The organism is Sporocytophaga sp. (assembly GCF_017745095.1).
In the GTDB taxonomy this organism is placed as follows: Bacteria; Bacteroidota; Bacteroidia; order Cytophagales; family Cytophagaceae; genus Sporocytophaga.
In genome coordinates this window covers 1-19,770 of the sequence record NZ_JAGHZZ010000015.1, presented here as the reverse complement: position 1 = coordinate 19,770, position 19,770 = coordinate 1, and the positions used below count along the sequence as shown (strand labels likewise).

16 protein-coding genes are annotated in these 19,770 nt (G+C 34.9%); 4 read left to right on the top strand and 12 right to left on the bottom strand.

Going from position 1 to position 19,770, the window contains the following annotated elements:
* Nucleotides 1-46: 46 nt before the first annotated feature.
* The 5 genes from J7604_RS19270 to J7604_RS19250 form a co-directional block, all read right to left on the bottom strand.
* The gene (locus J7604_RS19270) at nucleotides 47-778 is read right to left on the bottom strand and encodes an ATP-grasp domain-containing protein (RefSeq protein WP_293899327.1); all 732 of its coding nucleotides are present in this window, start codon (nucleotides 776-778) and stop codon (nucleotides 47-49) included.
* A 164-nt stretch (nucleotides 779-942) separates the two neighbouring features.
* A complete protein-coding gene (locus J7604_RS19265; protein ID WP_293899324.1) occupies nucleotides 943-4,425 on the bottom strand; it encodes an Ig-like domain-containing protein in 3,483 nt (1,160 codons plus the stop codon).
* Between the two features lie 693 nt (nucleotides 4,426-5,118).
* Complete coding sequence (locus tag J7604_RS19260) at nucleotides 5,119-5,430, bottom strand: hypothetical protein (protein ID WP_293899321.1); 312 nt, start codon at nucleotides 5,428-5,430, stop codon at nucleotides 5,119-5,121.
* A 3-nt stretch (nucleotides 5,431-5,433) separates the two neighbouring features.
* Complete coding sequence (locus tag J7604_RS19255) at nucleotides 5,434-5,853, bottom strand: SRPBCC domain-containing protein (protein WP_293899318.1); 420 nt, start codon at nucleotides 5,851-5,853, stop codon at nucleotides 5,434-5,436.
* 104 nt (nucleotides 5,854-5,957) lie between these two features.
* The gene (locus J7604_RS19250) at nucleotides 5,958-6,443 is read right to left on the bottom strand and encodes a DinB family protein (protein WP_293899315.1); all 486 of its coding nucleotides are present in this window, start codon (nucleotides 6,441-6,443) and stop codon (nucleotides 5,958-5,960) included.
* A 502-nt stretch (nucleotides 6,444-6,945) separates the two neighbouring features.
* Here J7604_RS19250 and J7604_RS19245 point away from each other — a divergent pair.
* Nucleotides 6,946-7,695, top strand: coding sequence for an NAD(P)-binding domain-containing protein (locus J7604_RS19245; protein ID WP_293899312.1), 750 nt, complete (start codon nucleotides 6,946-6,948; stop codon nucleotides 7,693-7,695).
* 96 nt (nucleotides 7,696-7,791) lie between these two features.
* On the opposite strand, the gene J7604_RS19240 is transcribed toward J7604_RS19245, so the two are convergent.
* From J7604_RS19240 to J7604_RS19225, 4 genes are read right to left on the bottom strand one after another with little or no spacing between them, the layout of a single operon-like run.
* A complete protein-coding gene (locus tag J7604_RS19240) occupies nucleotides 7,792-8,292 on the bottom strand; it encodes a GNAT family N-acetyltransferase (protein WP_293899309.1) in 501 nt (166 codons plus the stop codon).
* 4 nt (nucleotides 8,293-8,296) lie between these two features.
* On the bottom strand, nucleotides 8,297-8,923 hold the full coding sequence (locus tag J7604_RS19235) for a metallophosphatase domain-containing protein (RefSeq protein ID WP_293899306.1): 627 nt from the start codon (nucleotides 8,921-8,923) through the stop codon (nucleotides 8,297-8,299).
* A 19-nt stretch (nucleotides 8,924-8,942) separates the two neighbouring features.
* Nucleotides 8,943-9,293 carry a DUF2200 domain-containing protein gene (locus tag J7604_RS19230; protein WP_293899303.1) on the bottom strand — a complete coding sequence of 117 codons (351 nt, stop codon included), beginning with the start codon at nucleotides 9,291-9,293 and terminating at the stop codon, nucleotides 8,943-8,945.
* A gap of 21 nt (nucleotides 9,294-9,314) precedes the next feature.
* Nucleotides 9,315-9,698 carry an iron chaperone gene (locus J7604_RS19225; RefSeq protein ID WP_293899300.1) on the bottom strand — a complete coding sequence of 128 codons (384 nt, stop codon included), beginning with the start codon at nucleotides 9,696-9,698 and terminating at the stop codon, nucleotides 9,315-9,317.
* Nucleotides 9,699-10,667: 969 nt separating this feature from the next.
* Between J7604_RS19225 and J7604_RS19220 the strand changes: the two genes are divergently transcribed.
* On the top strand, nucleotides 10,668-13,160 hold the full coding sequence (locus J7604_RS19220) for a T9SS type A sorting domain-containing protein (RefSeq protein ID WP_293899297.1): 2,493 nt from the start codon (nucleotides 10,668-10,670) through the stop codon (nucleotides 13,158-13,160).
* 124 nt (nucleotides 13,161-13,284) lie between these two features.
* Here J7604_RS19220 and J7604_RS19215 read toward each other — a convergent pair whose 3' ends face one another.
* The 3 genes from J7604_RS19215 to J7604_RS19205 form a co-directional block, all read right to left on the bottom strand.
* Nucleotides 13,285-14,196, bottom strand: coding sequence for a bestrophin family protein (locus J7604_RS19215; RefSeq protein ID WP_293899294.1), 912 nt, complete (start codon nucleotides 14,194-14,196; stop codon nucleotides 13,285-13,287).
* Nucleotides 14,197-14,812: 616 nt separating this feature from the next.
* The gene (locus J7604_RS19210; protein WP_293899291.1) at nucleotides 14,813-15,652 is read right to left on the bottom strand and encodes a hypothetical protein; all 840 of its coding nucleotides are present in this window, start codon (nucleotides 15,650-15,652) and stop codon (nucleotides 14,813-14,815) included.
* Nucleotides 15,653-15,893: 241 nt separating this feature from the next.
* Nucleotides 15,894-16,241, bottom strand: a complete 348-nt coding sequence (locus J7604_RS19205; protein ID WP_293899288.1) for a hypothetical protein — start codon at nucleotides 16,239-16,241, stop codon at nucleotides 15,894-15,896.
* A gap of 114 nt (nucleotides 16,242-16,355) precedes the next feature.
* On the opposite strand from J7604_RS19205, the gene J7604_RS19200 reads away from it, so the two are divergent.
* Together J7604_RS19200 and J7604_RS19195 are read left to right on the top strand one after the other, a co-directional pair.
* Nucleotides 16,356-19,172 (top strand): sensor histidine kinase, encoded by a 2,817-nt coding sequence (locus J7604_RS19200; protein WP_293899285.1) that lies wholly within the window; start codon nucleotides 16,356-16,358, stop codon nucleotides 19,170-19,172.
* The coding region (locus J7604_RS19195; protein WP_293899282.1) for a LytTR family DNA-binding domain-containing protein at nucleotides 19,162-19,770 on the top strand (609 nt) is incomplete at its 3' end. The genes J7604_RS19200 and J7604_RS19195, both read left to right, overlap by 11 nt.

Here is a 19,770-nt window from a genome sequence, read left to right as displayed (position 1 = left end):
CGCTGATTGCTAAGGATTATACTTAAACAATAAGATTTTTTTATTTCTAAAAATTACAAAGGTCATTACTGCCTGTTAATTGAGCCCATCTCGCAGACAATAGTTTTGCATAATCTACGTAGAACAAGCCATAGTTTCCTAAAGAAAACCCATCATTTGCTTCAATCAATAAAAATCTATTATCACTGGTTAATCCAAAGTCAAGAGCATAACCTGCTGGAGCACCTTCAAAATCAGAAATTGCAGCTTCTATAACCTCAGAATTAAAATGATTCCTCCAATCTCCTTTATACAACTTTACTCCTAAAACTCTACCATACCTTACAAAAACTCTCCATTCAGTAGTAAAATTTATAGGTTCAGAAACCCATACAGGAGTGTTCATATTTATATCTCCACAGCCTACCAGATCTTTAGTGGATCTGACAGGCCTGCCGGTAAATTTCTTAACGTATCCTTTAGGTTTGACGAATACATTCCATTTATCCGGATTATTGGCGATTTCATCCATAGTTGATTCCCAGATTCTTCTGCCTAAATATTTTGATAAGCTCTTTGGATAATCAAGTGGTTCAGGAATTGTTTTATTTAGCTTTTGCAGAGCTCTATGTATAAATTGTATACTACCCAGAAATATATTATCAGCATGTATTTCAATATTTTCCATATCCTTTACATTTACTATTACAAACCCCATATTGTAATAGGCCTCCAAGGCGCTATAAAAACTAATGTTTGAAAATTCGCCTAGCTTTATTTCTTCTGTATAAAGTTCCATTCAATGAATCATTCTACTATAAAGATAGGTAAATATTAATAAAATGAGATGATTTGCAATATTAACACCAATCCAAAAAAACATTTCTTCTATAACATAAACAAATAGCACAGGCTCTGGAACCTGTGCTATTATTATTCAATGAATACCAAACGATCTCTCCATTACTTAACCTTCACCATTTTCAACATCTCTTGCTTAGCATTGTTATACCTGATGGATATTAAATAAATACCAGCTTCAAAATCAGTACCTACAGAAATTTTTTCTCCTTGTTTTAGATCCGATTTTTGGTAGACAGTCACTCCCATATTGTTCACAATGGAGACTGACTGTGCATTAGAATTTAAGTCTATATTGAATATATCAGCAGATGGATTCGGGTAGATAAAAGATTCATTCATTGTACCTGTTTCCATATCTTCTTCACCTATTCTTGCAGAGCACAAAGTGATGGCTTTGCAATAACTTGCGTACCAAGGTGACGCGCTATAATTCACTCCTACGCAAACATTGCCTGCACTAAAAGAACTTCCCGATATCATAGTCATTTTGTATGGAGAACCAGATACAGATGCAACATTCTGTGCTGAACCGGTAAACCACCAATTGTAGCTTGTTGCATTTGCTTTTTTGGCTGCGCTCAGTTCAAAAGTCAAGGTTGTGTTATTGCTTCCACAAGAAGGTCCTGATATATCCGCAGTAGAAACAACAACAGAAACTGGAATAACTACAGGAGCAGAAACAGATCCAACATTATCTTTTGAATATGCTATAAGATCGTACGATCCTGCGGCAAGATTAGACAATGTATAAGTATATGGTGCAATGTCATCAGAACCAAGGTAAGCGCTTCCATTATAAAAATCTACTTTGGCGATTGTTCCATCCACATCAGTAGCATTGGCCACTATATTAATTGTTGCCGGAGCATCGAAGCTTGCACCGCTAGCAGGAGCAGCAAAAGCTACAGTCGGGATAACGTTGGCCGAAACACCATAGAATTCAATTTCTGCTACATTAGTAAAGCCTCCACCTGCGCATACATATCGTACATATTTAAACACTGCTCCCCCAGGTATATCAATGCAGTTCCAGTTATATGCAGGTTCAGTAGCAATAGTATAAAGATCTATAACACCAGAACTGAAATCAGCTGTATTGCTTCCCTGGAATTTTCCACCAGTCATTCTGCTTGTGAAGTCTTTTCTTGGGAAGAATCTTATTCCTGTTATTTTATATCTCGAAGGTAAGGCAAGCCCTACCCAACCTTCATCGGTAGGAGAATCAAAGTAATTTGTCACATCACCATCAAAAACTTTGTCGCGGGTATAAATTGTTCCTCCATAAGAACCCGCCGTACCGATAACACTTCCTGTTGTAATTTTCTGATCTGTAAATGGACACAGAATATCAACATTTACCTTTTTTGATGTTGCTACTAAAAGATCTGTATCAGTGGTTTTTGCAACAATAGTTTGCAGCCCCAGAGGTGCGTTTGTCCATACCAAACTATAAGGAGCTGTATTATCAGTTCCTATAAGTGTAGTCCCATTATAGAAATCAACTTTTAAAACCGAATTATTGGCATTACCAGGAGATGCAGTTGCATTTATAGTAATGGTTCCGGAAGCAAATGTAGCCTTGTTTACAGGCGAAGTAATAGTCACTGATGGGCTTGGTAATGTGGAGAAAGATATATTATCGAAAGTCGCAGTTTTGGGATAGGATTTATTCGGACTTACAGCAAATACTCCGATATATAACTGGGAGGACATTGGATAAATCTTGCTTCCTAGAGTCTTCCAGGTCACACCATCTTTTGAGCATGAACTTTCTATATAGTCCCCATTTCTTACAATCCTTAACCAGTTATAAAGATTATATATTTCTAAATCTTTTAACCCTGAAGGATTATCTTCTGTTACTGCTCCCGCAGCACTGCGATGCATTGCAATGGCACCTCCCTGAGTATATTTCGCTACAGCCCAATATTCTGAGTTTGCATCCAATGATTCCCTCAACATAAGGCCTGCACGACTGTCTTTAATTGTATTGAAATTAGCAAGATGCACAATAAACGTTCCATTGCCATTGATAGATTGATAAGCATAGGTAAACGTATCTATAGAATTAGTCACTGTATTTCCATATGTCTCAAGATAGATGCTATTATTCGTGGTGGCTACAAAGTCCAAACTATTCCCACCGATGCTTGCTTTCTGCCATGGAGCCAATAGAGCTGGCACAGGTGATTTTCTTTTAAAAGAAACAGAAATCTTCTTTGTTCCGGTCACTGCAGGCATTGCATATGGGTTAGGGACAGTCACAGCTACACCATTTTCTTTTACAGCATCCACTTCATAGCCAGGATTGGGAGTAAATGTAAATGTTTTGCTTTGACCATTAGCCACACTTAATGTTCCTTTGGGGGATATGGTTCCATATATATCAGAACTTGCAACAATTGTATTAGGTCTTGCATTTACAGTAAATGACATGGTAGCACCAGGGTTGCTTATATTGGTGATGTTTATTCCGATTTCACCTCCGTCTTTCCATCTTAATGGATGCACTCCCGGGAACGATTTATTGAAATTACCATATAAGTCATATATATCGCCATTTTGATCCGGAGAGTCATAATCGCTCATTTCATCTAAATTATCTGCCTGTACCAAACGGACGATAAAATCATAGTTTCCAGGAACGGGTGCGTCAGATCCCCTATCTTCATCCACATACCAAATAGCTAATCCTTCCGGCATAACTTGCCCAGCAACGGGCGACTGATAATATCCACCTACTTTCAGTGCATGAAAAACCAAATACTCCTTTGAATTATTAGGATTTTTGTAAATGTGAACCGTCGAATAATCGTTGGCTGTAAGCGTATAGTTTTGAGTAACAGTTCCTGGTATTTCAATTACATTATCAACCCACCCTCTCTGATATCTGAGAGCAGCATTGATAGGCATTGGACCGTGTTCTGTCTGAGCACTTGACATGAGGTCGTAATTACCAAAATTACAGAATGCAGGATGGTAATAATCCGGCCAACTCATTACACTGTGTCCCATTTCATGGCAAATCGTACCAACCGCAATTGGGTAGCCAGCAGGAGCTCCACTTATATTACCCTGCCCCACTCTGATCCTTCCATTAGTGTTATTTTTTAAGTACATCTCTCTGTTTACTCCATTTGTAACTCCAGGAAAATCAGGACCTCTTTCAAGAAAGTTCATATGTAGCAGTTTTCCATCCATAGGATCCTCAGTTAACCCCTGAAATCCTTCCGGATAATGCTCATTGATCCAGTCAATCGCATCCTCTACATATTGACGACCGTTGGAATGGTAGTATTCATATTTTTCAGGAAAAGAGACTCTTACCACAGTGCTTGTAATCGTAACCTTTCCATTTGTCTGAGCATAAAAATAATCTCTCACAGAGCCCAGATTACCATTAAGAGTATAATTTTGCTTGTTCATTAGATCGGAAATCTCCTGTTCCGTTTCTGCAAATTTATAATCCTGATACTCGAGCATAATGGTCAACCCCTTAATTACACTCGGAATGATGGGTTGCTGAGCCATCGAAAGATGCCACAGCATTGTACAACATAACAGTAAAATTGTTTTTTTCATTTGTTTTTGGTTTTGATTAAAAATGATATTACTCTGGGTTGATAAATGATGCAGAATTAAATGGTACACAATTAAAAATCACAACATTCCTGGACTTCAAAGTAAAATGAAGCTCTTAAATTTTATGCTTAGATTTTTTTACAATTCGGAAAGGTACATTGGTGGATTTCCTTCTTGTGTAACTAATGTTACATAAACAGAAATATCCTCATTGATAAACTCCCTTAAACTATAAAAACAAAAGTCAGCTAATCGCCTTTGCAAAAAAATGGACAAAACCTGAATATTGGTGGACTATCATTTCACTAACAGAAATTCAGGTATCCCCCTATTGGTTTAACTAACTTGGAAATTGTTTTTTCTTGATAATAAAAAAGACTTTCTCTAAAGAGAGAAAGTCTTTTCTTTTAAAAATCTACATATAATGGATAATTACCAAAGAGGGCCTCAGCATGGAACTCTGTTTCACCAGTCTATATCAACGAATGCTTTGCACAATATTACCTCATCCATTTACCTAATTGTATAAAGTAGCAATACTTTCTAGTAGTATCTTCATGTTTGATTATTTCCTTTTTCAAACTCCACTAGTTAGCAAAATCAATATAAGGTCAACAGTCCTCACCAAGAACTTAAATGTTTCTTCAAAAAATTTCACTAACACTTCTTGCTATTAATAATGACTATATCCGTCTAATTAAAAAGAAGATGAGCTGCTCCAACCAGATTCAACACTTCTATTCTCGGCTCCATTTCTAATCCGCTATCGTCTCTTTGCTTCTGAAAAGATTTGAATGATGGAACATTCAATAGTTCTTTCTGAATCTCTTCATTTTTATAGTGGGATAAATGCATAAATGTCTTTCTATCCTCGCTTTCATAGACATTATATCGAAAGTCTTCACCATTTAACTGGCTGAAATCCTCCAAAAACAAAGCAATGTTTTCTCTATTCTTGTCTGCAAACTCTGGTTTTACAGTATAACTAACTTTAACAACAATCATAAACTAAGATTTATTTTCTAATTCCTTTGAAATCTTTTCCATCACCTTGTTCCAATAAAAATCCATTTCACTTCGCTGATTAACATCCAGCATGTGATCCTGGTGAAAACTTATTACTGTTTTACCATTATTGTTCATAATCCTGACCTGAAGCTGCGAAACATTATCCCATCCTTTTTTCTTCCAGGTAAGTCTTATATGAGAATGTTCTTTTATAAGCCTTATCTCCCCCTCTGTACCTTCTTTGGTTTTATAATGTTCCTTCTCTACTAACTCCTTCGCTACTGATCCAAGCCAAATTTTAAGTCCATTTGCAGAAAACATAAAGTCCCACACTTCTTCAATTGGTATATTAAATGTTTTCCTAAGTCCAAACTGAAACCCTGAGTCTTTTGTCTCACCAAGGATTTTAGATTTTGCCATATTCCATTGAATTAAATAAACAATGAAGTTCAATTTTCTAATCTGTTAAATAAAGATATCCTAAAGAAATGAATCTTAGGATATCTTCAATAAATTCTTAAAAATTATCTTTCATAAAATGCCGGTGGCGTAATTCCCAATGACCTCAGATAAACATAACCCTGGCCTCTGTGATGAATCTCATTGTCAATAAAGTACAAAACTGTAGAATATAAAGCATCTTCATATAGTCCAAATGCGGCCTCAACTGTCTGGAATCTTTCGATAGGAATCAATGGCCATAGTCTGTCAATTCTTTCCGTGACTGCGTCCCAAAGATTAAGGAGCTCTTCTTTAGTTTTGGGCTTTTCCTTCACTTCATCTTTCCAGTTCCCATCAATCAACCCTTGTACTCCCGGATAAACCATTTCAATCATTTCCATTGCAAGAGCAGAAAAGGTGCGCATCCCTCCAATTGAATAATTAAACAATTTGTCTTCGGGAAAGGCTTCAATAACACGACGGGTTAATCTGCGATGTCCCTGCCACTGACCTAAAAGCTGGTTTGAACTGATTACAACTTTCTGATTTTTAACTACTGCGTTTTCCATGTATTTCAAAGGTTTAGTTATTAATATTTTAAATGATGATACAAAGAAAAGGGGGGCTTGTGACAGCATTATGTCAGTAGCTTTAAAAAAATCCTCAAAGCTGATATTTACTTCTTAACAAGAATATATACTGCGATGAACCTTGTAAAGAATGGAGAATACTTCAAAAACTGTTTTATGAATAAAAAATAAGAACAGAACAAATCAAACAGTTTTCTGGTCAAATAAACATTCAGAAAATTTAGGCGGATTCTTTGAAGGAACCACTGGTATTAGCAACTTAAGAGGAAAGAAATATATAAGACCTGAACAATAATATAAAGAGGAACCAATAGTCCCTCTTTATCAAGCAATTATTTGATTGTCCGAATCCCCCGCAATAAAAGTCCAATCTCCCCCACCCATACAAACATTTAAGCATATATATTTGTCTTATAGCATTGACAAGCGCTATATAAAGGCTATAAATAAAAGGGTTTTAATTTTTAAATAATAGACCAATATGAAAATAGGAATTATTGGAGCAGGACAGATTGGTGGCACATTGATACGACAATATACAAGAGCAGGTCATAATGTGAAAATGACTAATTCAAGTGGAATTGAAAAGCTTCAAAGTTTAGTCTCAGAAACAGGAGCTGTTGCAACTACATTGAATGAGGTTGTAAATGATGTTGATGTAATTGTAGTAAGTATCCCTATGATTGCTATACTTGACTTACCACGAAATCTTTTTAAGAATATTTCTACCAATACCGTCATTATTGACACCTGTAACTATTATCCCATCAGAGATGGTAAAATTAAAGATCTAGAAGCAGGAATGCCTGAAAGTATTTGGGTATCAAATCAACTTCAACAACCTGTTATAAAGGTTTACAATAGTATTTTTTCTGGTTCCCTTGTAAGTTCTGATCTTCCCAAAGGCACAGCATCACGTATAGCACTACCTATATCCGGTGATGATAAGCAAGCAAAAGAATTGGTCTCTACTCTTGTGAATGATAGCGGATTTGATTCTTTGGATTGTGGCTCCCTTCAAGATTCGTGGAGACAACAACCAGGAAGTCCTGTTTACTGCACGGACTTAACTTTATCACAACTGAAAAAGTCGATTGGAAAAGCCAGGAAAGAATTACTAGCGGAAAGACGTGAACTTGGTTTGAAATATATTTTAACTCACGATCCTGAGCAATGGAGAGATAATGTTGAATATAACAGAAAAATTTATGAAAGTGATTTGGACAGTTAGAAAACCATAATCTAAAGATTGGTTTTATTATCCTAGCTTTTTGTGAGATTTTCCAGCATGGATTTAATTGGAATCTAAAGAACTGCCTTGGATTTTCTAAATATCAAGTTTATAGAGCCAATATTTCTTCCCAAACCGTTCACCTAATTCTCTCAAAATTTTAAAACCAAGGCTCTCGTAAATATGTCTTGCCTTATCCATCATTTCAGAAGTATGAAGAGCAATTGTTCTTTCACAGTTCGATTTTGCAAGGTCAATGCACTTTAATATAAGTTGCCTGCCGATTCCTTGCCCTCCGAAGTCAGGGTCAACGGAAAGAAAACGGATGTGGCTCCAGTCTTTATCAAATATATCTGTCGGATTACCACTAGGCACGAGAAAGGTCATTCCTATTATTTTTTCATCTTCTGTTGTGCAAACAATACAATCAGAATGATTAAACAAACTTTTATATGTTTGATCATTATTTAGATTATTGTGTAAAATCTCCCAATTTTCCGATGACAGCATTGACCGAAAAATTCCCCAAGACTTATTCGCCAATTGCTTTATGCCATCCAGATCATTAATATTTCCGCTTCTATATTTTAGCTTCATTTACTTACAATTCAAAAATTATCGGTTCATTTTTCAAAAGGTAATTTACATCAACTACTGCGGCGTTAATAAACATTGTGCCAGAAATATTCTCTTGTCCATATGCCTCATGAATATGGCCACAAATATGTACTTTAGGAATTACCGCATTTATTGTGTTTAACAAATCTTTACAGCCAACATTTTGCCCTCTTGTAGTTTGATCCAGTATACCTAGTACTGGTCCATGAGTAATGATTATATCAGTGTCTATAGGTATTAACTCCCAATGTCTGTTGATGGCTTCTCCCCGATGCCTGTTAAAAGCCCAGTTATAAAACCAAGGTGTAACTGGGGAACCCCAAACTTTTATTCCTTCTATAGTTATGCCACTATCACAAAGATATGTCACATTGGAAGGGATTAGCTTTTTAATATCTTCTTCAGAATTTTTCTCGAAGAAAAAATCATGATTTCCTGCAATAAATATTCTATGTTCAAAATTCAATTCCTTGAACCATTCTAAAAAATCTAGGACTTCATCTTCCTCTCCACAACGACTAATATCACCGGCATGTATTAATACGTCTCCTTTGGGTAGTGTTAATTTCCGATGCTCTCCATGAGTGTCAGAAATAATTACAAACTTCATAACTGTAATCTAATAATCTTTACTTTCTTAAAATCTTTTCCATTGCCTTTCCTTTTGCCAACTCATCAATCAGCTTATCCAAATAACGGATCTTTTGCATCAATTCGTCTTCAATCTCTTCCACTCTATAACCACAAATTACCCCTGTAATTTTTGAAACATTGGGGTTCATTTGTGGTGCCTGGGCAAAAAAGGTTTCAAAATCAATCTTAGTATCAATTATATCTTGCAATGCCTGTTGATTATAACCTGTAAGCCAAAAAATAATCTCATCTACTTCTGCTTTTGTGCGGCCCTTTTTCTCTGCTTTATTTATATAATGTGGATACACACTTGCAAAGGGCATTTTAAATACTTTTGTATTATTCATTGCTCAGAATTTTAATTTGCTTTACTTCTTTTTTTTCGTTTTCAACTTCTGTTCGTTTTCCTGCTTTCTAAATTCGATCATCTTAGTAATCATATCTACAGGAAGACCATCATTATTGGGTAATTGAATCACGGCTTTAGAAACTTTATAATTTTTCAGATCGCTTTCAAATTCTTTTAAAAATTCAGCGCTAAAAGGGTTTGATAGTGAAATATGATTTGGAAAAGCTGCATAATATATCAAGTATCCATTATACTTAAAACATGGAATTTGATAACTAATTGCCTCTTCCACTTCAGGAACAACCTTATGAATTATTTGACGAATAGTCTGCATCCTTTCCTGAATCTCTAAGGGAAATCCAGCCTGATATTCATCAATCGTCTTAAAATCTGTTTTTGCCATATTCTTTTATCCTAACACTGAACTCAAAATAATATTTCTATTTAACAATACATTTGTTATTCTCAAAATCAAGATATAATTCATCTTTTTTATAAAATTAAGAAATAAATAAGTGGCCTTATTTTTTACTTTATTCTATTCCCACCTTAACAAAACCATGTACTACTATACTGGTTTCAAAATAATAAATTCTTTTTTCTCCTGCTAAAGTTAGTTTGAACATATCACAAAGCCCACCATCCTGAACAACTTCCTTATTTAATATTTCTTCTCCTAATATGTTAAGAATAATACACCCTTCTTTCCTATGAATAACCTTCCAACCACTTGAACAAAATAAACCCGCGCCATTCCTTAGAATAAAGTTCGCAAGTTCATACTGAATAAACCTGTATTTGGGTGATTTTTCAAATCACATCTGTGAACATAAACAAAGTTATATGTTCTTAAAAACAACAAAACTTGCCTCGTATATTTTAAAATATTAATATTGAACTCATTAAAATATTTTTATTCCCAACTTTTAATACTATGAAAAATCATAATGGATATTTACCAAAACCAGATAATGTGAGGACTTTGTGGCTTAAAAACTTCTCTCTAAATCTATCAGTTCACAGAGACAAACAACATAGGCCGTTGGCGTCTTAATTGCTTTTAGTCTATAACCACAACTATATCACTTTTATAAACCAGATAATGATTATAGTTGCTTTACTTTTAATATCAGTTATAGTATAATCCGGATTACAGTCAAATTCCTTTCCGGAAGTACATTCTTTAACAATTTATTTTTATAAAACTATGGAAAAACCTATTACCTATTTACCACCTTAACAGAATAATTCATTTAGAAGAATAGTCAATATTTGACCTTTTTGATGAAAATTATTCTAACACTTTTCCGGCTTGTTAAGCCTGTATTAATAATTGTAAAAAATTTTGTTTCAACTTAACACACGAAAAACTATGATGAAAAAGATTACAATCCTCAGCATGCTTTTTTTGACAATGCTGAACCTAAATTCATTTTCCCAGCCTGTCTTTATTAAAAACGTACCGGAGAATAGCTATGGTGCATTTAACGCATTGGGTAATTATTATTTTTTCCACAATGACAGCTTATGGAAGTCAGATGGAACAACTACCGGTACCAATGTGGTTAGAGATCTCGGAAGTAAACCTGCTCCTTACGAAACAGTAAAAACATATATTCTTAATTCCTCTTTTTATTTTAAGACAGTAATTGATGGTACTCATCGTTTATGGGTGAGCGATGGCACTTATGCAGGAACAATTATCGTAGGCAGGTATGCAGGCCTAGAAATACTTGGTGTATTCAATAATGAATTATACTATAGTGCCTCACAGTCGGGTGTATGGAAATTATTCAAAGTTTCTACCGGATCTCCAGAAGTGATTAAAAATATTCATGCTACTGAAGCAAAAATTGCAGGAAGCACAATATTTCTAAGGGTAGCAGCGTCAGCAACCAATACATTATGGAAAACAAACGGCACGACAGCAGGAACAGCGCTTCTGAAAAATATCAGTCCGGTTAATATGCAAACTCTTAATGACAATCTGCTTTTTTCTTCAGGTTCTACATTATGGAAAAGCAACGGTACTTCTGAAGGAACCGTGATTGTGAGAGAATTTCTGGACGGATGGATTAGCTCAATGTCAGTATTTAAAGATAAACTATACTTTGCGCGCCCTGATTACTCCGAAATGTATATCAGTGATGGAACTGCCAATGGGACAACAATTTTGAAGGAAAACATTGGAGTAGATGTATCAGTTTTCAACTTTGGTGTTGTAAATGATCAATTGTATTTTAATGTTGATCAGCAAGGCCCTCCTACTGATTTATGGAGGAGTGATGGTACAACAGCAGGAACATACAAGGTACACGACATGCCTGGCTATGTTGATCCGAGTGATATGACAGTATCCGGCAATCGCCTTTTTTATGCGAACCATTCAAGAGAAGATTATTATTCCGTTGAAGATTTTGAAACTTATCAACTATGGCAATCTGATCTCACTGGTTTTAATACTAAACTTGTACAAGATATTTTTCCGGGCACCTCCTTCCCATTCACAAAAAATATAGAGAATGTCAACGATGTATTGTTCTTTATGTCAAAGAATGGAAGTCAGACTTCTCTTTGGAAATATAACCCCAATGCACCAGCTACTTCAATTCCCTACTTTTCTGTAGTAAATGCGAACACAGAGAAAGACAGAAACTTGCTAAAAAAAGGTGATATAATATCAATTACCGGAGGGCAACCAATAAACATCCGTTTTAATTCAGTAGTTAATCCAGCCAGTGTAAAGTTCTTCCTTAATGGAAGTACATATATGGTGGACAGTGAAGCACCATTTGCACTTGCCGGAGACAATGCTGGTGACTATAATGTATGGCCTGCTTCACAAGGTAACTATACTTTAATCGCCAAACAATATTCAGGCATTAATGGTGGAGGTACGTTGCTTGCCTCAGACACAATTAATTTTTCCGTATATATTATAAATACTCCACAAGTGCCGATTGTCAATGCAGGCACAAACCAGAGCATTGCCTTTCCTACCAATTCCGTGACATTGAGCGGTACTGCTTCTGATCCGGATGGGAGTATCACTTCTGTTCTATGGACTTCAATATCAGGGCCAATACCATTTGTTGATGTAACAAATCCACATTCTCTGAATGCGCAGGTCAACAATATTAATATACCTGGAACTTACTGGTTCAGGCTGGCTGCAACTGACAATACCGGGCATACAAGTTATGATGAAGTTGCTGTTGAATTCACTGGCATATCTGTGTCAGGCTTCGCTCTGGCTAATTTCGATAATGGAACAGGCAGAACTGTGATTGGAACGAGTGACGAATATACCTTGGACCTGGCGACATTCGCATATCCATACTGGAATGCTTTTGCTACTACAGAAGGAAATGTAGGAAGTGTAAAATTCACCTATGGTAGCACTGTTAGAATCGAAAATGATGCTCCATTTACTTTATTTGGAGACAATAATGGCGAACTTAATATAGGAACCTTCACTCCTGGAACCTACACTATTAATGCCATACCATATTCAGGGATCAATGCTACAGGTACTGCAGGTTTACCTCATACATTACAATTGACAGTAATAAACAGTGCTGCGAGAATGGCTGACAGTTTTGAACAACCAGTCATTGCAGACTGTTATCCGAATCCGACTTCCGACTTTGTTAATATCAAAATGAGTGCTGTTCACGGAGGTGAAGCTCTGCTTGAGATATACGATATGACAGGAATACTTCAGGAAAAAATTTATGAGGGTAATGTTGAAAGTGGACAGCCTCTTGAGTTTTCATGGGATGCAAGTCAATCAACACCTGGGGTATATGTTTTAGTTGCCAGGATCGGAGATCAGAAGCAAGTGAGAAAGCTGATAGTGAAATAGTATTGACTTAAAGTACTTTTCTCATTAGAGAAAAACTTCATTTATGTAAATCTCAGGAGTAAAAACTAAACCGCACCAGTTTAATTTTTCACTCCTGATTTTTTTCATCCTGTCTAATATGTGATCATAGAATATACTCCCCATTAACAGAAGTTACAGGCTCGGGCACATTCTTTTCTCCCAACATCTGAAGAAGATTTATTTCAATGACTCTTGAAATCTGATTTAGTGGCATACCGGAAGGAACCTCCTGGAAAGGCTCCATGAGTGCCATACCATTTTGGTGCGACACATGAAATATAAAACCCATAATCCAACCAAGCAGCACTGACCAGATACCAACGGTATCAGCAAGAATGAAGGTTATAAAAATCACCAATACCCAAATGAAAAGCTTTGTAAAATAAATATAAGAGGTAGGAAACACGGTATTATTAATACGCTCAGATTTCCCCATATGGTCCGTAAACAATGTAAGAAACCCATTGAATTGCATAAAGCGAAACTCGCTTATGCAATTTTGCTTTGACAAATACTCCAGATCCACTGCATTAAGAGAAATGATCGCATTAGGTATATTACTTTCTTTGCTTATTAGGTCAAGTTCCTGAAGAGTAAAGAACTGTTTATAATATCCGTCATTCTTTTTCCTTAATGCTTCTTTTAGCGCATAGACAAAACCAATTTGACGAAGTATCATTTTTCTCCTGATAAGCTCCAGTTCTTCTGCATTTATATTTCCAGGAATTGTGTACTGCAATATATTGCGCGACCAGCTTCTGGAGTCATTTACCAAAGCTCCCCAGATAATACGGGCTTCCCACCACCTGTCATAAGCCTGGTTGTTATAAAAACCAACAAAAAAGGCAAGCGCTGTACCAAGTAAAGTAGGTAGCATAGGTGGGAATTGTATAGACTTAGGTATTATATGTTCATGTACATAGTACGTGGCGAAGCAGGTTGCAATGATCAAAAGATCGACCTTCCAGGTATATCTTAAAATTCGGAATAAACTTAAACTGGGAGTTAATACCATTTAGTAAAACAATTTGCAATTAAACTGTCATTATATCGGAGTAAAAGAATAACCAGGATAGGCATATGAAGTTTTATTCTTTATGCTGAAAAGTGAATTATTTGTAGGAAATATTAGGGAAAGGATGAATTATTTCGATAAAATTCAGATCTAGTGCAAATTAGTGAATCATGAAGATTTGCTCACGGAATAAATTCAGTCCGGTAATCCACAGATAGAAGAGGTATATTATAAAGATCACAATGACCGTGAAATTAGCGGAATCATACTCAATGGATCTAAATATAAACTTGCTGTAATTGCAAAGACAATACAATACCCGAAAAGCAGTGTCACATAGATCGGAATTCCCAATATAAGACAGAAAAGCCTTACAGTCTTGTTATCGATATTAAATGAACAATAAAAATATATCAAACCCGCAAACACATGAAAAAAAAATCTACAACTAAATCAATCTTAACGGATGTGAAATTAAACCTCCATACTAAGAATGAAAATACCAAGGCCAGCAAAGAGACTATACTCTTCTCAATATCATTAATTTTCATGCTACTTCTGATTATTCCAACAAACACAGGTAGATATAACCGCTATTAATAAATTCATTCAACTATTAACCTTCACAGAGCCATCTGTATTTCTTATTTACAAATGGTTTGATATCTTTTAATGGTAATACAATTTCATTAATTGCATTACCTCTTCCGTAACTCAAACTATAATTAAGGATAAGGGATGTGTTCTCAATTCTAAATCCTACGTATTCAATCGATCCATAATCAGGAAAGTCTTCAGAATTGCCAAAAACGTTAAAGTCCTCATCTAAAGACATTGACTCATTCGGACTTTCTACATTTTCAATGATATATTTCAATAGCTTTTTTATATTTTCATTATCGAACAAGTCATTAATCAATAATATCTTATTTTGAGCAATATCAATATTAAATGAATAAAGATTTGTACCAAAACCATTACCTCCTCCTCCTGCAGCGTAATTAACATATATACTAAGACTCAAAACCCTTCGTGTATTCTTACCAAGCTTGCTGTAGAATTCAACAGTTGAAGGATTTGAAAAAGGAGAATCAGAAGTATCACAATCGTATACTACTTCATATACATTATTCTCATAGTCTAATGTATCTTCCAGAGACAGATTCACAATTTTATTAATACTATCATTAGCTAAATTCCTTATGTCCTTCCCAGGCAAATTAACTAAAAAAGGTACCTTCATGTCCCAGGTTCCTGAAAAACATTCTTTATAATCCTTCTTACTTATCTGGAATATTTTTTCACTAATTAGTGTATATCCAGCTTCTGGTGCGGGTTTGGTTGCTTTAGCACCTACATCTTGCTTATTGGTCATTTCCGATACATTAGATGAGTTGTTACATCCGGAAACTAAGATCATGACAACTGCAATGCTCGAAAGAAAAAATTGTTTCATATGCTAAATAGAAGATACTTATCATCCCCAGCGAGGAATACTTCTCGTGAAGTATAACTTATAAAAACTAATACAATAAAGATAACAAAATTACTGGTCATCTTCATTCAGATAATTTACTTATGAGGATAAGATTCTGCTGAACATCTGCTAATGAAGTATTTAAAATAAAAATCTTTACTATACCAATATACACAGTGGTTCTCAATGTACTTACCTCTATATATCTTTCGATTACCTTTTATTTAGAACATTCACAAAAATAGTCCACAGGATTACCTGTACATTGTCTGGTTTCTTTTTTGTCAAAAATATACGTTGTATCTTTTGAAACAATCTTATATTCATCTGCTGGATACGCCTTTATAAGCTGATTAATTGAATCTATAATTAACTCGTTGTCATCATAAGGATCGTAGCTTTGACAATATTCCTTTTCAAGAATTAAACTACCATCTGAAATCAGACTTATTGTTACTTTTGAACATTCTGATCCTTTGATACAATTACACTTACATCCGCAGGAATGTAGAAAAAAAATAAACAGAAAAAAGCCAATTGATATGGCGCCTGATTTTAAAGTTCTCATAGTTACAGGTAAAAATCAAATAGTCTACTGCCAGATCAGGAGATTTTTCTTTAATTTAAATTTTACATGAATGATAGCATTTTTTTCCTTAACGAAAATCGATATTTTTATTTTATGTTCAGTAAAAAATTATTTTTCCTAATATTTATCCTTTTAATATCTTTCTTCTTTCCGGTATTTTCTCAAAAACTGGTTTTAAAAAATATTACTTCCAGCAACGGATTGCCCAGCAATGTCTGCTATGATATCATACAAGACACTAAAGGATATATCTGGATTGCATCGGAAAGTGGGGTCGGCCGCTTTGATGGAAACGACTTTAAATACTATACCACTCAAAACGGACTTGCTGACAATGAAATATTTAAAATCGTTGAAGATCATAAAGGTAGAATTTGGTTTCTGAGTTATAATGGTCAGCTATCTTATTACTATAATGGCGTCATTCATCATTCAGGAAACACCCCTTTTCTTAAAAAACTCAGCTTTACATATTTAGCTATAACTGCATATTCGGACCACAATGGAAATGTATGGTTTTCCTCAAAGGAGGAAGGAATAAAAGTATTACTACCTAACAATTCGATCAAAATATATTCTGACAACAAAGGAACCTTTGATGCGATAAATATCTTTGTGCAAAAGAATGATACCCTTATTGCAGCCTCTCAAAATCGCGCTCTTATATTTACAAAATCTGCACTCCTTAAAAAAGATGCTTCTGCTTATTTTTATTCAAGGTCATACAGGATGCCTGAATTATTCAAATTTAATGCGCATAAAAATTCAATAGAGAGAAATGATTTCTCCATCAAAGCACCTGCAGAAAAAGTCTTGTGTTATTTAAAAGACTCAAAAGAAAACTCCTGGTTTGGTACTGGCAATGGCCTATTTCACATAAGCCACAAGAGATCCCAACAATACTTAACAGGAACAACCATTACATCTTTAATTGAAGACTCTGAAGGAAATGTATGGATAAGCACATTGGGAAAAGGAATTTATATGGCTCCTTCACTACCTTTTTTTGAACTAAGAGATGAGCGAGGTCAATTACTGCATTCCATCATTTCTTTATATTCTGACGGAGATATTATTTATGCCGGCACTGATCATGGCACCTTTTACATCATTAACAGGAAAAATAACGACATAAAAGAAATTCAAATAGAAGAAGGACAAACATATAACCGTGTCAAAAGAATTTTAACAGATGACCGGGGCACAATTTGGATTGGATGCGATGTTGGCTTGTATAAGTATACAAATACGATTAGCAAAGTTATTTCAGATGTGGCTGTAAAAGATCTTAGCTTTACTCAAGCCACTTTGTTAGTTGCATCCAATGTAGGTCTTTTCAGTATTCAAAATGAAATTAAAAAACTATATCATTACAGAACTACTGAAGCTGCATTCATAGGAAATACCCTTTATGTAGGAACCTTAGGAGGTCTAAAAACTTACTCGGATTCTTCTAATACAGTTAAGTTTTCTGGAAATACCCTTCAAGGCAAAAGAATAACTTCAATTGAAAATCTTGCGGGCTACCCTGCCGTTGCAACTTATGGTCATGGTTTATATATCCTTCATCAGGATACTACCATTCAAATTACCGAATCCAAAGGCCTCAATGGAGACATTATCTCGGAGCTACATACTGATAAGAATAACAATATCTGGTTATTGACCAATCGTGGCTTGAATTACTTTGATATCCCAAATCAAAAAATAATTTCCTATTCTGGTTCTGAAGGATTGTTACCAATACAGTTAAGCTCCTTTTGCCTGAAACAAGACACCGTATTTGTAGCCTCAGAAAGAGGCTTATCATATTTCATACCGTCTCAAGCATCAATCTCAGAAAGCAGTCCACAGGTATTTATCACATCTATGGAAGTGAACAATGCCCCCTATATATATGGCAAAAAAATCAATCTTGATTGGAATCAGAATAATGTAACATTTGGCTTTTCAGGTATATCTATTTCCAGTCTCGGCGATATGACTTATCAATACATGCTTGAAGGCCTTGACAAGTCATGGTTAAATGCCGGCAACAATGAGGTTATATATAGCGGTTTAAAACCTGGGAAATATACATTTAAAGTCCGTACCATTTCTAAACATGGCAAAATCAGCAAACAAACAGCTGACCAGACTTTTACTATAAAAGCTCATTATTCTGAATCCATTTGGTTTCTATCACTGATTATTTTTCTCATCATTGCAGCTATTTTCATACTTATTTATTTGTGGTTTATAAATTACAAACGAATACAAAAAAGAAAACTAAGAGCACTTCAATTAGAACAAACTGCCCTTAGAAACCAGATGAATCCGCATTTCTTATTCAATACATTGAATTCTATTCAGCAGTTTGTGATAAAAGAAGATAAGCGCAAAGCCAATAAATATCTGGTTTTATTTGCTAATTTAATAAGAAAATACCTTGACCATTCAAGAGAATTATATATTACACTAGGAGAAGAAATTGAAAGTCTTGAGATGTACCTTCAACTGGAAAATCTCAGGATGAATAATCAGGTAGAAATAGATTTTCATAAACCGGATCAGAGCCTGAATGGTAATTATATACCGGCAATGTTTGTTCAACCAATTGTGGAGAATGCTTTTAAACATGTACTTTTTCCTTTGATTAATGAAGGACATAAAGCAAAACTTTCCATAATAGTTAACCCAAAAGATGATAACTATATTATTTTTTCCGTAAAAGATAATGGAACAGGTTTTTCTTCAACGGATATAAATAAAGATGGATCCACAGCTATGAGAAATATAATGGAACGTATTGAAATACTTAACAAAGTGCATTCAGTAAATGCTGAACTAAAATTTAATTCAAATCAAATTTCCGGTACTGAATTTGTAATCACTTTACCAATATTAAACAAATCTGTGCATGTCAATTAAGACTTTGATTATAGATGATGAACCCTCTGCTATTGAGGTCTTGAAAGATATCATTAATGCGTTTTTACCTGAAATTCATCTTGCAGGAACAGCTTCCAATATACCTCAGGCAATTGCCTTGATTAAAAAACACAGTCCTGATCTGATATTTCTGGATATAAAACTCGGAAACAATACAGGCTTTGAAATACTGGACCAAACTACCGAATTTGATTATGAGGTAATATTTACCACCGCATATGGCGAATACCGTGACAAAGCTTTTGATCACCTGGCTCTTAATTATCTTACCAAACCTATTGATGTAGATAAGCTTGAAAAGACTATAGAAAAATACAAAAAGCGGAATCAAAGCCTCTATTCGAATGATAAATTGCAGGAACTTTTAACATCCAGACGCTCAAATACAAATAGTAAAATTCCATTATCAGTAAAGGATGGTCATATTTTAGTTTCCAGCGATGAAATTATTCGTTGCGATGCTGATTCAAATTATTCCAAAGTTTATCTTACTGATTCAAGGATAATTACCGTTGCTAAAACGCTGAAATATTTTGAAGAAAACTTGCCTCCCTCCAAATTTTTCAGAGTGCATAAA

Coding starts and splice junctions, on each gene's coding strand:
- J7604_RS19270 (WP_293899327.1), bottom strand. CDS start 778: ATGGAACTTTATACAGAAGAAATAAAGCTAGGCGAATTTTCAAACATT.
- J7604_RS19265 (WP_293899324.1), bottom strand. CDS start 4,425: ATGAAAAAAACAATTTTACTGTTATGTTGTACAATGCTGTGGCATCTT.
- J7604_RS19260 (WP_293899321.1), bottom strand. CDS start 5,430: ATGATTGTTGTTAAAGTTAGTTATACTGTAAAACCAGAGTTTGCAGAC.
- J7604_RS19255 (WP_293899318.1), bottom strand. CDS start 5,853: ATGGCAAAATCTAAAATCCTTGGTGAGACAAAAGACTCAGGGTTTCAG.
- J7604_RS19250 (WP_293899315.1), bottom strand. CDS start 6,443: ATGGAAAACGCAGTAGTTAAAAATCAGAAAGTTGTAATCAGTTCAAAC.
- J7604_RS19245 (WP_293899312.1), top strand. CDS start 6,946: ATGAAAATAGGAATTATTGGAGCAGGACAGATTGGTGGCACATTGATA.
- J7604_RS19240 (WP_293899309.1), bottom strand. CDS start 8,292: ATGAAGCTAAAATATAGAAGCGGAAATATTAATGATCTGGATGGCATA.
- J7604_RS19235 (WP_293899306.1), bottom strand. CDS start 8,923: ATGAAGTTTGTAATTATTTCTGACACTCATGGAGAGCATCGGAAATTA.
- J7604_RS19230 (WP_293899303.1), bottom strand. CDS start 9,293: ATGAATAATACAAAAGTATTTAAAATGCCCTTTGCAAGTGTGTATCCA.
- J7604_RS19225 (WP_293899300.1), bottom strand. CDS start 9,698: ATGGCAAAAACAGATTTTAAGACGATTGATGAATATCAGGCTGGATTT.
- J7604_RS19220 (WP_293899297.1), top strand. CDS start 10,668: ATGATGAAAAAGATTACAATCCTCAGCATGCTTTTTTTGACAATGCTG.
- J7604_RS19215 (WP_293899294.1), bottom strand. CDS start 14,196: ATGGTATTAACTCCCAGTTTAAGTTTATTCCGAATTTTAAGATATACC.
- J7604_RS19210 (WP_293899291.1), bottom strand. CDS start 15,652: ATGAAACAATTTTTTCTTTCGAGCATTGCAGTTGTCATGATCTTAGTT.
- J7604_RS19205 (WP_293899288.1), bottom strand. CDS start 16,241: ATGAGAACTTTAAAATCAGGCGCCATATCAATTGGCTTTTTTCTGTTT.
- J7604_RS19200 (WP_293899285.1), top strand. CDS start 16,356: ATGTTCAGTAAAAAATTATTTTTCCTAATATTTATCCTTTTAATATCT.